Genomic DNA, 14,371 nt, shown 5'->3' on the forward strand with positions numbered 1-14,371 from the left:
GCGACCTTCCCCGTCCGGGGGTAGTCGTGTTGCCGTCGTGGGGCTGTGGGCGTATCTGATGAGTCTTTCCGGGCTACTTGACCTTGTTCGCGCCGACCCGAAGCTGACCGCCGCTCTCGAAGAGGGCGGCGACGTCGCGCTGGTCGCGCCCTCCTCGCTGCGTCCGTTCGGCGTGGCCGCCCTCGCCGCGCACGACCAGCGCACGGTGCTCGCCGTGACCTCCACAGAGCGCGAGGCCGAGGACTTGGCGGCGGCGCTGACCAGCTTGGTCGAGCCGTCGTCCGTGGCGGTGTTCCCGGCGTGGGAGACGCTGCCGCACGAGCGGCTGTCGCCGCGCAGCGACACCGTGGGCCAGCGGCTCGCGGTGCTGCGCAGGCTGGCGCACCCGGTCAAGGGCGACGCCGCCGCCGGACCGCTCAGCGTGATCGTCGCGCCGGTGCGCGCCCTGTTGCAGCCCATCGTGAAGGGTCTCGGCGACCTTGAGCCCATCAGGTTGCGCGCCGGTGACGACGCCGACCTCGACGAGGTGGTGCGCGCCCTGGTCGACAACGGCTACCACCGGGTCGACATGGTGGAGCGGCGCGGCGAGGTGGCGGTGCGCGGCGGCCTGCTCGACGTGTTCCCGCCCACCGAGGAGCACCCGCTGCGCCTTGAATTCTGGGGCGACACGGTCGAGGAGATCCGCTGGTTCAAGGTGGCCGACCAGCGCTCGCTCGAAGCGGCCGACGAGGGGTTGTTCGCGCCGCCGTGCCGCGAGCTGCTGCTGACCGACGAGGTGCGGGCCAGGGCGCGCGAGCTGGCCGGGGAGTACCCCGCGCTCGCCGAGGTGCTCGACCAGCTCGCCGACGGCACCCCGGTCGAGGGCATGGAGGCGTTCGCGCCCGTGCTGGCCGGCGAGATGGACCTGCTGCTCGACCACCTGCCCGCGCGGTCCGCGGTGTTCGTGTGCGACCCCGAGCGGATCAGGGGGCGGGCGGAGGAGCTCGTACGCACCTCGCAGGAGTTCCTCGAAGCCTCCTGGATCAACGCGGCGGCCGGCGGCGAGGCCCCCATCGACCTCGGCGCGGCCGCGTTCCGCACGCTCGAAGAGATCCGCGAGCACGCCTCGGCGCTCGGCCAGCCGTGGTGGACGATGGCGCCGTTCGGCGGCGGCGTCGAGCTCGACGCGCAGGACTCCGAGGCCTACCGCGGCGACACCTCCAAGGCGCTCGCCGACATCAAGGGCTGGCTGGCCGAGGACAAGGCCGTCGTACTGCTCAGCGAGGGCCACGGCCCCGCCGAGCGCATGGTCGAGCTGCTCAAGGGCGTCGACGTGCCGGCCAGGCTGCACGCCTATCTCGACAAGGCGCCCGAGCCGAAGGTCGTCCACGTCACGACCGGCCGCATCGAGCACGGCTTCATCACCCCGAGCCTGGCCGTGCTCACCCACCTCGACCTGGTCGGCCAGAAGGCGTCCACCAAGGACATGCGGCGCCTGCCCTCGCGCCGCCGCAACATGGTCGACCCGCTTCAGCTCAAGGTCGGCGACTACGTCGTCCACGAGCAGCACGGCGTCGGCCGCTACGTCGAGATGGTGCAGCGCACCGTGCAGGGCGCCACCCGCGAATACCTGGTCATCGAGTACGCCAAGGGCGACCGCCTCTACGTGCCCACCGACCAGCTCGACGAGGTCACCCGCTACGTCGGCGGCGAGTCGCCCACGCTCAACCGCATGGGCGGCGCCGACTGGGCCAAGGCCAAGTCGCGGGCGAAGAAGGCGGTCAAGGAGATCGCCGGCGAGCTGATCAGGCTCTACTCCGCGCGCATGGCCTCGCCCGGCCACGCGTTCAGCCCCGACACGCCGTGGCAGCGCGAGATGGAGGACGCCTTCCCGTACGCCGAGACCGCCGACCAGCTCGAAGCCATCGACGAGGTCAAGCGCGACATGGAGCGCGGCGTCCCGATGGACCGGCTGATCTGCGGCGACGTCGGCTACGGCAAGACCGAGATCGCGGTGCGCGCGGCGTTCAAGGCCGTGCAGGACGGCAAGCAGGTCGCGGTGCTGGTGCCCACGACGCTGCTGGTGCAGCAGCACATGTCCACCTTCACCGAGCGGTTCTCCAGCTTCCCCGTCACGGTCAGGCCGGTCTCCCGCTTCCAGACCGACGCCGAGGTCAAGGGCACGCTCGACGGCCTGCGCACGGGCGCGGTCGACGTCGTCATCGGCACCCACCGGCTGCTCAGCCCGGAGGTGCGCTTCAAGGACCTCGGGCTCATCATCATCGACGAGGAGCAGCGCTTCGGCGTCGAGCACAAGGAGGCCATGAAGCACCTGCGCACGCAGGTCGACGTGCTGGCGATGTCCGCCACGCCGATCCCGCGCACGCTGGAGATGGGCTTGACCGGCATCCGCGAGATGTCCACCATCCTCACCCCGCCGGAGGAGCGGCATCCGATCCTCACGTTCGTGGGGCCGTACGACGAGAAGCAGATCGCCGCGGCCATCCGGCGCGAGCTGATGCGCGACGGCCAGATCTTCTTCGTGCACAACAGGGTGGCCTCGATCAACCGGGTCGCCGCGCGGCTGCGCGAGCTGGTGCCCGAGGCCCGCATCGCGGTGGCGCACGGGCAGATGAACGAGCACCAGCTCGAAAAGATCATGGTGGGCTTCTGGGAGCGCGAGTACGACCTGCTCGTCTCCACCACGATCGTCGAGTCGGGCCTCGACGTGCCCAACGCCAACACGCTGATCGTGGACAGGGCCGACAACTACGGCCTGTCGCAGCTCCACCAGCTGCGCGGGCGCGTCGGCCGCGGCAGGGAGCGCGGCTACGCCTACTTCCTCTACCCGCCGGAGAAGCCGCTGACCGAGACCGCGCACGAGCGGCTCGCCACGATCTCCCAGCACACCGAGATGGGCGCCGGCATGTACGTCGCCATGAAGGACCTGGAGATCCGCGGCGCGGGCAACGTGCTGGGCGCCGAGCAGTCCGGCCACATCGCGGGCGTCGGCTTCGACCTGTACGTCCGCCTCATGGCCGAGGCGGTGCAGGAGCAGAAGGCCAAGCTGGCCGGCGGCGAGGTGCAGGAGGAGCAGCAGGACGTCAAGGTCGAGCTGCCGATCAACGCCCACATCCCGCACGACTACGTCACCTCCGAGCGGCTGCGGCTGGAGGCGTACAAGCGGATCGCGGCCATCGCCACCCCGATGCACATCGACGAGGTGCGCGCCGAGCTGACCGACCGCTACGGCAAGCCGCCGGTGGAGGTGGAGAACCTCCTGGAGGTCGCGCGGTTCCGCATCAAGGCGCGGGCGGCCGGGCTCACCGACGTCACCTTGCAGGGCCAGAACATCAAGTTCGGTCCCGTACGGCTCAAGGAGTCGCAGCAGGTGCGGCTCGACCGGCTGTACAAGAAGGCGATATACAAGCAGGCCGCGGAGACGCTGCTGGTGCCGGTGCCCAAGACCAAGCCGCTGGGCGGGCAGCCGCTGCGCGACCTCGACTTGCTCAAATGGTGTGGTGACCTGGTCGAGGCGATGTTCCTCGAACCCGCCCGGGTAAGCTAGCGGCGGTTTCCGGTCGGAAGGGACGTACGTGAAGTCGATACGAGTGGCTGTGGCCGCCGCGGCGGCCGCCGTGGCGCTGTCCGCCTGCTCCTCGCCCATGCAGGCCGGAGCCGCGGCCGTGGTGGGCAACGAGCGCATCTCCATGAGCAAGCTCAACGATGACACCCAGGAGTACATCGCCGCGCTCAAGCGGGCGAACCTGGACGAGTCGGCGCTGAGCGTGCCGGTCTCCCAGGCGGTGCTGCGCCGGCTGGTCGACGTGGCCGCGTCCAAGCAGCTCATGGCCCGCTACAACGTGCAGGTGAGCGAGAGCGAGGTGGACGCCACGCTCAAGGACCCCGGGCAGTACGAGTCCGCCGAGATCAACCTCCTGGCCAACGCCGTCTCCCCGGCGGACGCCCGCGACTACGGCCGGGCGATGACCGGCCTGCGGAAGCTGCAGGAGCAGTTCGGCCAGTCCGGGCAGCAGCGGCTGCTCGACGAGTTCAACTCGATCAAGCGGATCGTCAACCCGCGCTTCGGCAAGCTCAACACCGACCAGAAGCAGCCGGGGCTGTTCGTCGACGCCGGCAGGTTCGGCAAGGCGGGCGAGCAGGCGGCGCAGGGCTGATCGTGCCGCTGATCGTCGTCACCACCTCGCCCCGGGTCGCGCCGGGCCTGCTGAGCCATCAGGCGTGGCAGGCGCTGCGGTCCGGCCCGGTGCTGACCGGCTCGGCCGACCACCCGCAGCTTCCCTACCTCGCGGACGCCGGCATCGCCGCCGAGGTCGTCGAGCCCGACCCGGCGGCGCTGGCCCGCCGGGCGGTGGCCGAGACCGTGGTGTGGCTGGCCGAGCACGACAGCGAGGACTTCATGCGGGCGGTCGGGCAGGCGGCGATCTCGCTCGACGAGCCACCGGTCATCGAGGTCGTCCCCGGCTCCTATGACCTGCCGGGGGCGCGGGTGCTCGACCTGGTGGCGGTGATGGACCGGCTGCGCACCGAGTGCCCGTGGGACCGCAAGCAGACCCACGCGTCGCTGGTGCCGTACCTGCTCGAAGAGGCGTACGAGGTGCTGGAGACCATCGAGCAGGGCGACTACGCGGCGCTGCGCGAAGAGCTGGGCGACCTGTTGCTCCAGGTGGTCTTCCACGCCCGCGTGGCCGAGGGCTTCGACATCGACGACGTGGCGGCCGGCATCGTGGAGAAGCTGGTCAGGCGGCACCCCCACGTGTTCGGGTCCGTACGCGCGGAGAGCGCCGACGAGGTCAACGCCAACTGGGAGGCGATCAAGGCGGCGGAGCGCGCCGCCAAGGGCACCGAGTCGGTGCTCGACGGCGTGCCGATGGGGCAGCCCGCGCTGTCGCTGGTGGCCCAGCTGCTGCGCAGGGCCGAGCGGGCGGGCGCGCCGGAGTCGCTGTCGGCGGCGGTCGGCCAGGGGGTGGCCAGGGAGCTGTTCGACCTCGTACGCAGGGCGGCCGAGGCGGGCCTCGACGCCGAGGCGGAGCTGCGCGGCGCGGCCCGCGCCTACCGCGACCGGGTGCGGGCCTGGGAGTCCTCCAGCCCCCAGTAGAAGTGCGCAGTAGAAGTGCCCAGTAGAAGTGCCCAGTAGAAGTGCGCAGTGGAGGTGCGCCGCGGCGACCTGAGAGCCTGCGCGGGGTGGCCGTACCGATAGGCTCTGATGGCATATCAGCTTTCGATTGAGGAGCGCATCCCGTGGCTACCATCGAGGTCGTATACGCGCGCGAGATCCTCGACTCCCGGGGCAACCCGACGGTCGAGGTCGAGGTCATTCTCGACGACGGCAGCAGGGGCCGGGCGGCCGTGCCGAGCGGGGCGTCCACCGGCCAGTTCGAGGCGGTCGAGCTGCGCGACGGCGGTAAGCGTTACGGCGGCAAGGGCGTGGAGAAGGCCGTGCTCGCGGTGACCGACGAGATCCAGGAGGAGATCAACGGGATCGAGGCCGAGGACCAGCGGATCATCGACCAGATCATGATCGATCTGGACCGCACGCCCAACAAGGCCAAGCTCGGTGCCAACGCCATCCTGGGCGTCTCGCTCGCCGTGGCCAAGGCCGCGGCCGACAGCGCCGAGCTGTCGCTCTTCCGCTACCTCGGCGGCCCCAACGCCCACGTGCTGCCGGTGCCGATGATGAACATCCTCAACGGCGGCGCTCACGCCGACACCAACGTCGACATCCAGGAGTTCATGATCGCGCCGATCGGCGCGGAGTCCTTCCGCGAGGCCGTGCGCATGGGCACCGAGGTCTACCACGCGCTCAAGGGCGTGCTGAAGGAGAAGGGCTACGCCACGGGCCTGGGCGACGAGGGCGGCTTCGCGCCCAACCTGCCCTCCAACCGCGACGCGCTCGACCTCATCCTGGCCGCCATCGAGCGGGCCGGTTACGTGCCGGGCGACGACGTCGCGCTGGCGCTCGACGTGGCGGCGTCGGAGTTCCACAAGGACGGCGTCTACACGATCGACGGCAAGGGCCTGTCGTCCGAGGAGCTGATCGCCTTCTACGAGGACCTGGTCGCCAACTACCCGCTCGTCTCCATCGAGGACCCGCTCGACGAGGAGGACTGGGAAGGCTGGAAGGCCATCACCGCCAAGCTCGGCGACAAGGTGCAGCTCGTCGGCGACGACCTCTTCGTCACCAACCCCGAGCGGCTGGAGCGCGGCATCAAGGAGGGTGCGGCCAACGCCCTGCTGGTCAAGGTCAACCAGATCGGCACGCTGTCGGAGACCCTCGACGCGGTCGACCTGGCCCACCGCAACGGCTACCGCTGCATGATGAGCCACCGCTCCGGCGAGACCGAGGACACGACGATCGCCGACCTGGCCGTCGCGGTCAACTGCGGCCAGATCAAGACGGGCGCTCCGGCCCGCTCCGACCGGGTGGCCAAGTACAACCAGCTGCTGCGCATCGAGGAGGAGCTCGACGACGCCGCCCGCTACGCGGGTCGCGCGGCGTTCCCGCGTTTCCGGCGCTAGTTTCGAGTACGGCTCGCGGCACCCCGATTCTCCGGCCGCGAGCCGCACTTGAGGGGGTGTGCAGCAAGTGGCGAAGAGACCGCAGCTCACCGGGCGGGCGGCCATCCTGGCCGTCGTGGTGTGCGCGATCGCGATGAGCCTGGCCTACCCTGTGCGCGAGTACATCAGCCTGCGCCGCAGCATCGCGGAGCTGCGCGCCGAGAAGGCCAGGGTCGAGGCCGAGAAGCAGGCGCTGCTGGCTCGCGACAGGCAGAGCGACGACCCCAACTGGATCAAGAAGACGGCGAAGGAGCGGCTGCACTACTGCGGTCCCGGCGAGAAGTGCTACGTGGTGATGGAGCCCGAGCAGGGCAAGGCGCAGGCGGCGGTCAAGCAGCCCGCGCAGGTGCCGCCGTGGTACGAGACGCTGTGGGAGTCGGTGCAGGCCGCCGACAAGGGCACCGGCCGCAGGGCCGTGACCGGGCAGCAGGGCGCCGCTCCTTCCGGGAAGCCCGGTGCGGAGCCGAGCGGGAAGCCCGGTGCGGAGCCGAGCGGGAAGCCGGGCGGCGAGCCCACCAAGGAGCCGAGCGGGCAGCCGAGCGGCAAGCCCACCGGGCAGACCACGAAAGAGCCCGCGAAGCCGGCGAAGGAACCCACGCAGGAGCCGGCGAACCAGTCGAGCGGGCAGTCGAGCGATGAGCCCACCGGGCAGGCCACGAAACAGCCGACCAAGGAGCCCGCGGGGCAGCCGGCCGGAGGGTCGGCGACAGGAAGGGAACGCGTTGGACAGTAAGGACGTCGAGGTCGTCGAGCGGCAGCTCGGACGGCCGCCGAGAGGGCTGCGCGCGGTCGCGCACCGTTGCCCGTGCGGCAACCCCGACGTGGTGGAGACCGCGCCGCGGCTGCCCGACGGCTCGCCCTTCCCGACTCTTTACTACCTGACCTGTCCCAAGGCGGCCTCGGCCATCGGCACCCTCGAGGGTTCCGGTCTGATGCGGGAGATGCAGGCCAGGCTGGCGACCGAGCCGGAGCTGGCGGAGGCCTACCGCGCGGCGCACGAGGACTACCTGGCGCGGCGTGACCAGGCGGCCCGCGAGCAGGGCATCGAGCCGCTGCCGCCGGGCATGCAGAGCACGGGCGGCATGCCGGAGCGGGTCAAGTGCCTGCACGCGCTCGTGGCCCACGAGCTGGCGGTGCCCGGGATCAACCCGTTCGGCAGGGAGGCGCTGGACGCACTCCCCGACTGGTGGAGTGACGGACCATGCGTGTAGCGGCCATCGATTGCGGCACCAACTCCGTACGCCTGCTCATCGCCGACATCGGCGACGGCACGCTGACCGACGTCGAGCGGCTGAACGAGATCGTCCGCCTCGGCCAGGGCGTCGACCGCACCGGCAGGCTCGCACCCGAGGCGCTGGAGCGCACGTTCGCGAAGATGCGCGAGTACCAGGAGCTGATCGAGCGCCACGGCGCCACCGCGACCCGTGTGGTGGCGACGAGCGCGACCCGCGATGCGGCCAACCGGCAGGACTTCGTGACCGGCGTACGGAAGATCTTCGGGGTGGAGCCCGAGGTGATCACGGGCGCCGAGGAGGCCGAGCTGTCGTTCACGGGCGCCACCAGGGGTCTTTCGCGCCTGTCGCCCGAGACCGAGGTGGCGCGGGGCTCGCTCGCGCCCTACCTGGTGGTGGACATCGGCGGCGGCTCCACGGAGTTCGTGGTCGGTTCCGTGCACGCCGAGGGCGCGCTGTCGGTCGACATCGGCTGCGTACGGCTGACCGAGCGGCACCTGCGCGACGCCGGAGACCCGCCCAAGGCGGAGGCGCTGGAGGCGGTCGTCGCCGACATCGAGGCCGCGCTCGACCGGGTCGAGGCCGAGGTGCCGGTGCGCAAGGCGAAGACGCTGGTCGGGCTGGCCGGCTCGGTGACGACGGTGTCGGGCATCGCGCAGGAGCTGCCCTCCTACGATCCGGCGCGCATCCACCACTCCCGCCTGTCGGCCGAGCAGGTGCACGAGGTGACGCGGCGGCTGCTCGCGATGACCCACGAGGAGCGGGCGCGGATCCCGGTGATGCATCCCGGACGCGTGGACGTGATCGGCGCGGGGGCGCTGATCCTCGACCGCATCGTGCGCCGGTTCAAGTTTTCGCAGGTCGTCGTGAGTGAGCACGACATCCTCGACGGGATGGCGTGGTCTCTCGCCCGAAGCTGAAGAAATCCGGACATTTCCGGATTCGTGATCGTCTTGAGCCCGCGATCAGTATTGTGCTTCAGTAAAGAGGCAAAACGGGGGCTTTGCCATGTGTCATGCGCGAAAGGCGCAGGCTTGGCGACCGTTCCCGAGCGCGTCTCTTCCCTCAAGGAATGGAGCACTCTCACATGATGTCTGTTGGGTTAGCGCGTAAGGCTGTGGCGTTCAGCGCCTCGTCGGCGGCCCTGGCGGCGCTCGCCGCGGGCCTGGTCGCCGGGCCCGCCCAGGCCGCCACCGCGTCGAAGCCCAAGGTCACGGCCACCACGCCGAAGGCCTCCCCGCGGGCCCACGAAGGATCGTGTCCGGTCACGGTCAACTTCTCGGCCAAGATCAAGGTGCCGGTCAACGGCAAGACCAAGCTGGCCTACCGCTGGCTGCACGGCGACGGCTCCAAGAGCAAGGTCAAGGAGCTCACGGTCAAGGGCAAGGGCACCAAGACGGTCACGGTCAAGCAGTCCATCACCTTCAAGGAGGACGTCAAGGGCTGGGAGGCCGTCCAGGTCCTCGGGCCCAAGAAGTTCACCTCGAAGAAGAGCTACTTCTCCGTCTCCTGCGTGTCGCTCAAGGAGGTCGTGCGCGACCACGGCCCCAAGATCAACGCTCGCGCCTGGACGAGCTACAGCTCGTACGCCCACCGCTGCGCCCCCGGTGACAAGGTCAACTTCACCGGCGTGATCAGCTCCTCGCGTCCGGCCTGGGTGCGTTACCGCTGGGTCCTCAACGGCCACACCGCCGACTACGGCAAGATCAAGGTGCGCGACTCGCGCAAGGTCGGCTTCAGCATCTCCCCGCGTCACAGCCAGCGCGGCTGGGCGCAGCTCCAGGTGCTGAGCCCGGACAGCGAGTCCTCCAACAGGACGTACTACAAGGTCGCGTGCAAGGACGGGCACGAGGCTCCGAAGCCGCGCGGCAAGGTCTCCGCGTCCGCCAACGCCACGGTCGTCGGCAGCTGCACGGTCAAGGCCACCGGCTCCATCACCGCCACCGGTGCGGGCCGGGTCTCCTACCGCTGGTCGCTCAACGGCCGTACGGTGAGCAACGGCCAGACCTACTTCGGCCGTGACGGCGGCACGATCCTGGTGCCGGCCTTCTCCACCGAGCTGAGCGGCCCGGACGCCAAGGGCGGCGTGGTGACGCTGACGGTCACCGGACCGAACAACAGCGACTCCTCCAGCGACCGCTACCCGGCCTGCCGCAAGGCCCCGGCCGACAAGCCGGAGCCCAAGCCGTCGGCCACCACTCTGCCCGCGCCCGCGCCCGAGGCCACGACGCTGCCCGCCACCGAGGACAGCAAGGCCTGACAGGCACTGAGTGAACGGGAACGGCACGGACGCCGCCGGGTAACGCCTCTGGCGGCGTCCTGGGCCCGTCCGGACGGCACCGGTCGGTGCCGCCGGGCGACGTCCGGGCGGACCGCGCCGTGACGCCGAATCGAGCGGTTCAACCGGGCGGCACCTTCGGGAGCCGCCCGGTTTTCCGTTCGCTCGTACGCGTGCCGCGGGCGCGCATCACTCCCGCGTGCGCCGCGGGCGCGCAGGGTTTCCGAAAAGGTCGTTGCGCCCTGCCCGAGTGGCCGCGTAAGGGCCCGACTGCGGGTGCCGCGGGCGCGCAGGACTCCGATCAAGACGTCGCGCCCTGCCCGAGTGCCTCGTCAAGGTCCGAGCGCTCGAAGTGATCGGGCACCATCGGTGTCATGAGCTTCGTCCCTCCCGGCACCGGCTGGCCTGAAGACCCCGCGACCGCCGACACGCCTGTCGCGCTCGACCCCGCCGACGTGCGCCACCTCGCCGCCGGCAGCGGCACGCTCGCGGAGCTCACGGCCGCGCAGTCCGTCTGCCGCGCGTGCCCCCGCCTGGTGGAGTGGCGCGAGGAGGTCGCGCGGGTGAAGCGGCGCGCGTTCGCGAACGAGACCTACTGGGGCCGCCCCGTGCCGGGGTGGGGCGACGAACGGCCGAGCATCCTGCTGGTGGGGCTGGCCCCGGCGGCCCACGGGGGCAACAGGACCGGGCGCATCTTCACCGGCGACCGCAGCGGCGACTGGCTGTTCGCCTCACTCCACCGGTGCGGCCTGGCCGCCCAGGAGACCAGCACGCACGCGGGCGACGGCCAGCGGCTGATCGGCGCCCGTGTGGTGGCGTCGGTGCGCTGCGCCCCGCCGGACAACAAGCCGACGCCGGAGGAGAAGGCCACCTGCTTCCCGTGGATGGCCAGGGAGATCACGCTGGTCGCGCCGACCGTACGGGTGATCGTGGCGCTCGGCGGCTACGCCTGGCAGGCCGTGTGGCCGGCGCTCAAGGAGGCGGGCTACGAGCTGCCGCGTCCACGTCCGCCGTTCGGCCACGGGACAGAGGTGCCGATCAAGCGCGGCGACGCCCAAGTGACGCTCATGGGCTGCTACCACCCGAGCCAGCAGAACACGTTCACCGGCCGCGTCACCGCCCGAATGCTGGACGACGTCTTCTCAAGGGCCAGGTCACTGGCGGTGTGACGCGTTACACCACTTCTCGGCTGGCTTACGCGGAAGCCGCTGGCGTAGGCTTGTGAATGCTTTCACAAGCAACCACGAGGGATGTGGCCTCAGGATGAACAAGCACATTCTGATCGTCGGCGGCGGATACGTCGGCCTCTACACCGCACTACGGCTCCAGCGCAGGCTCCGTCGCGAACTCCGCGACGGCGAAGCCCGCATCACGATCATCGACCCCCAGTCCTACATGACCTACCAGCCGTTCCTGCCGGAGGCCGCCGCGGGCAACCTCTCGCCCCGCCACATGGTGGCCCCGCTGCGCCGTGTGCTGCCCAAGGTGCACATCCTGAACGGCACCGTCACCAAGGTGGACCACGCCGGCCGCGTCGTCACCTTCCAGCCGGCCGAGGGCGAGCCGCGCCAGATCGCGTACGACGTGATCGTGATGGCCGCCGGGTCGATCTCCCGCACCCTGCCCATCCCCGGGCTCACCGACATCGGCATCGGCTTCAAGACGGTCGGCGAGGCGATCGCGCTGCGCAACCGCGTGCTGCACCTGCTCGACGTGGCCGAGTCGACCGACGACCCGGAGGTGCGGCGAAGGGCCCTGACGTTCGTGGTGGTCGGGGCCGGGTTCGCCGGTGTGGAGGCGCTGGCCGAGCTGGAGGACATGGCCAAGCACTCCACCCGCTACTACCGCAACATCAAGCCGTCGGACATCCGCTGGGTGCTCGTCGAGGCGACGAACCGGGTGCTGCCCGAAGTCGGCCCCGAGATGGGCAAGTGGACGCTGGAGCAGCTGCGCGAGCGCGGCATCGACGTCCGACTCGAAACCCGCCTGGAGAGCTGCGTGGGCGGCCACGTGGTGCTCTCGGACGGCACCGAGTTCGAGGCGGAGACGCTCGTCTGGACGGCCGGCGTCAAGCCCAGCCCGGTGGTCAACGACAGCGACCTGCCGCTCGACGAGCGCGGCCGGATCAAGACCACGCCGATGCTGACCGTGGCGGGCACGCCGGGCGCGTTCGCCGCCGGTGACGCCGCCGGGGTGCCCGACGTGACCAACCCGGGCAAGTACTGCGCGCCCAATGCCCAGCACGCCGTCCGGCAGGCGAAGGTGCTGGCGGACAACATCGTCCGCTACCTCCGCGGGGAGGAACTCGTCCAATACCGCCACAAGTACGTCGGATCGGTCGCCGGACTCGGCCTGCATCAGGGCGTCGCCAATGTCTATGGCGTCAAGCTGCGCGGTTTCCCTGCGTGGTTCATGCACCGCACCTACCATCTGTCGCGGGTGCCGACGCTGAACCGCAAGGTCCGTGTCGTCGTCGACTGGACGCTGGCTCTGTTCTTCAAGCGGGAGACGATCTCGCTGGGAGAGATGGAGCACCCCCGCGACGGCTTCAGGGCCGCGGTGGCGACGACTCGCCGCTAGCTCGGGTACGGCAGCGCCCCGGTGAACCACGTCGCCGGGGCGTTCACGGCACCCATGTCGCAAGCGGAAGGGGTGCCACGAGTGGGTCTGTCAGCGGTGACCGTGCTGGGCGTCGACCGGCCAGGCGTGATCGCCGCGGTAACCGGGTCGCTCGCCGACTGCGGCGTGAACATCCAGGACTCGACCATGACGTTGCTGGGCGGGCACGTCGCGATGATGCTGCTGGTATCCGGCGACCTGGATCCCGCCGAGCTGACCAAACGGGTGGGCGCCCCCGACCTCGTGGTCACCGCCTCGGCGATCGCCGCCCGCCGCCACTTCTGCGGCGACGGCGGGCTCGGCGGGCAGGGCGGCGGGCTGGAGTACGTGCTGACCGTGCACGGCCCCGACCGTCCCGGCATCGTCTCGGCCGTCAGCGCCGTGCTGGCCGAGGACGGCGGCAACATCACCGGCATGAGCACGCGGCTCACCGGCCGCCTGTACGTGCTCATCGCGGACGTCGAGCTGCCGAAGGACGTCGACGTGGCGGCGCTCATGCGCAGGCTGGCCGCGGTCGGCGCGAGCCTCGACTCCGAGATCACCTTCCGTCCCGTCGAACCGGATCTGTTGTGAACCCGCGGGGACCGAGACCGACCGGCACCGTGCGGGACGTGCTCGGCGCCCCGCACCCTGTGCTGTCCGCCGTGGCGGCGCCCGTTGACCCGGGCGCGCCTGAGGTCGTGGCCGCCGCGGCGGATCTGCTGGCGACATTGCGCGGCACGCCTGCCGCGACGGGGCTGGCGGCCCCTCAGATCGGGCTGAGCTGGCGCCTGATCGCCTTTGACGCCCGTCGCCACCCAAGGAGTCGTTCCTGGGCCGGAGAGACGGTCCTCGTCAATCCCAGGCTCGCGGGGGCCGCCGATTGGGACGAGGGCCGGGAGGGGTGCACATCGATCCCGGGACTGACCGCGGATGTCCGCAGAGCCACGCGTATCACCGTACATGGGCATTTGCCAGGAACCGGGGAGAGCGTCACCATCGAAGCGGATGCCGTGGAAGCTCGCTGCATTCAGCACCAACTGGACCATCTCGACGGTCTACTCTTCTTGGACAGAGTCCCTGGGGCGCTATCACTTCACCGCAAGCTTCACACTTGTGACGCTTGATGCGAAGTTGTGCTCCTCGGAAGCATGGTCTGTTTCGTATGATTACGGCGCCCCCGTAGCCCAATGGCAGAGGCAAACCCCTTAAAAGGGTTGACGTGCGGGTTCGAATCCCGCCGGGGGCACTTGCCTTCTCCATTGACTTCAGGTCTCTGACCTGGAGCTTTACCGCGATCGGCAGGATGGACGCGGCTCAGCCGTCACCTGACGATATCGAGTTGTTATCGATTTTGTCCTGTCACCGTGCGATCACTGCTTGTTAGAGCCGGTGTCGTACGGCCCGAGCCGCCCGGCCCGGGGCCTCCGGCCGTCGGCGCCCACCGGCCGGGCGGCGCCCGCTGTTTGGCCGGCCGATAAGTTTTCGTCGGCCGTCCGATATTGACAAGCCCCAGGTTTTCTGCTTTCTTCCGGCATTGCCGGAGTTCCCTTTCTGTGAATGTCCGACTACGCCTGACAGCCATCCTTTCCGGTTCCCGAATGCTGCCATACTCGCCGCCGAGCGCATCGGAGCACGTCGACGCGCCGCCGGGCACCTGCGGAGGCGGAATTCCGGCCGCCAGGCGATCCCGGGAACTCCGCGA

At 70.2% G+C, this 14,371-nt stretch carries 12 protein-coding genes and 1 tRNA gene; all 13 read left to right on the forward strand.

From position 1 onward, the window contains the following. Positions 1–58: 58 nt before the first annotated feature. The 13 genes from mfd to AB0K67_RS37545 all read left to right on the forward strand — a co-directional run bounded on the left by mfd (position 59) and on the right by AB0K67_RS37545 (position 13,915). A complete protein-coding gene (mfd, locus tag AB0K67_RS37485) occupies positions 59–3,547 on the forward strand; it encodes a transcription-repair coupling factor (RefSeq protein ID WP_364069645.1) in 3,489 nt (1,162 codons plus the stop codon). A 28-nt stretch (positions 3,548–3,575) separates the two neighbouring features. Then, the gene (locus AB0K67_RS37490; protein WP_364069647.1) at positions 3,576–4,157 is read left to right on the forward strand and encodes a SurA N-terminal domain-containing protein; all 582 of its coding nucleotides are present in this window, start codon (positions 3,576–3,578) and stop codon (positions 4,155–4,157) included. Positions 4,158–4,159: 2 nt separating this feature from the next. Beyond that, positions 4,160–5,098 carry a MazG family protein gene (locus AB0K67_RS37495; RefSeq protein WP_364069649.1) on the forward strand — a complete coding sequence of 313 codons (939 nt, stop codon included), beginning with the start codon at positions 4,160–4,162 and terminating at the stop codon, positions 5,096–5,098. A gap of 143 nt (positions 5,099–5,241) precedes the next feature. Next, positions 5,242–6,519, forward strand: a complete 1,278-nt coding sequence (eno, locus tag AB0K67_RS37500; RefSeq protein ID WP_364069651.1) for a phosphopyruvate hydratase — start codon at positions 5,242–5,244, stop codon at positions 6,517–6,519. Positions 6,520–6,586: 67 nt separating this feature from the next. Beyond that, positions 6,587–7,291 (forward strand): septum formation initiator family protein, encoded by a 705-nt coding sequence (locus AB0K67_RS37505; protein WP_364069653.1) that lies wholly within the window; start codon positions 6,587–6,589, stop codon positions 7,289–7,291. Further along, on the forward strand, positions 7,281–7,769 hold the full coding sequence (locus AB0K67_RS37510; RefSeq protein WP_364069655.1) for a DUF501 domain-containing protein: 489 nt from the start codon (positions 7,281–7,283) through the stop codon (positions 7,767–7,769). The genes AB0K67_RS37505 and AB0K67_RS37510 overlap by 11 nt, the downstream gene beginning before the upstream one ends. Next, on the forward strand, positions 7,760–8,710 hold the full coding sequence (locus tag AB0K67_RS37515; RefSeq protein WP_364069657.1) for a Ppx/GppA phosphatase family protein: 951 nt from the start codon (positions 7,760–7,762) through the stop codon (positions 8,708–8,710). Before AB0K67_RS37510 ends, AB0K67_RS37515 begins: the two co-directional genes overlap by 10 nt. A gap of 197 nt (positions 8,711–8,907) precedes the next feature. After that, entirely contained in the window at positions 8,908–10,050 is a 1,143-nt protein-coding gene (locus AB0K67_RS37520) for a hypothetical protein (RefSeq protein ID WP_364069659.1), read from the forward strand. Between the two features lie 392 nt (positions 10,051–10,442). Continuing rightward, a complete protein-coding gene (locus tag AB0K67_RS37525) occupies positions 10,443–11,237 on the forward strand; it encodes a uracil-DNA glycosylase (protein ID WP_364069661.1) in 795 nt (264 codons plus the stop codon). Positions 11,238–11,331: 94 nt separating this feature from the next. Beyond that, positions 11,332–12,648 carry an NAD(P)/FAD-dependent oxidoreductase gene (locus tag AB0K67_RS37530; RefSeq protein ID WP_364069663.1) on the forward strand — a complete coding sequence of 439 codons (1,317 nt, stop codon included), beginning with the start codon at positions 11,332–11,334 and terminating at the stop codon, positions 12,646–12,648. 81 nt (positions 12,649–12,729) lie between these two features. Beyond that, positions 12,730–13,260, forward strand: coding sequence for an ACT domain-containing protein (locus tag AB0K67_RS37535; RefSeq protein WP_364069665.1), 531 nt, complete (start codon positions 12,730–12,732; stop codon positions 13,258–13,260). Between the two features lie 38 nt (positions 13,261–13,298). Then, a complete protein-coding gene (locus tag AB0K67_RS37540; protein WP_364069667.1) occupies positions 13,299–13,793 on the forward strand; it encodes a peptide deformylase in 495 nt (164 codons plus the stop codon). Positions 13,794–13,842: 49 nt separating this feature from the next. Next, positions 13,843–13,915 (forward strand) — tRNA-Leu (locus AB0K67_RS37545). Positions 13,916–14,371 lie beyond the last annotated feature (456 nt).

Origin of the sequence: Nonomuraea sp. NPDC052634, from assembly GCF_040678535.1 — a bacterium.
GTDB lineage: Bacteria > Actinomycetota > Actinomycetes > Streptosporangiales > Streptosporangiaceae > Nonomuraea > Nonomuraea fastidiosa.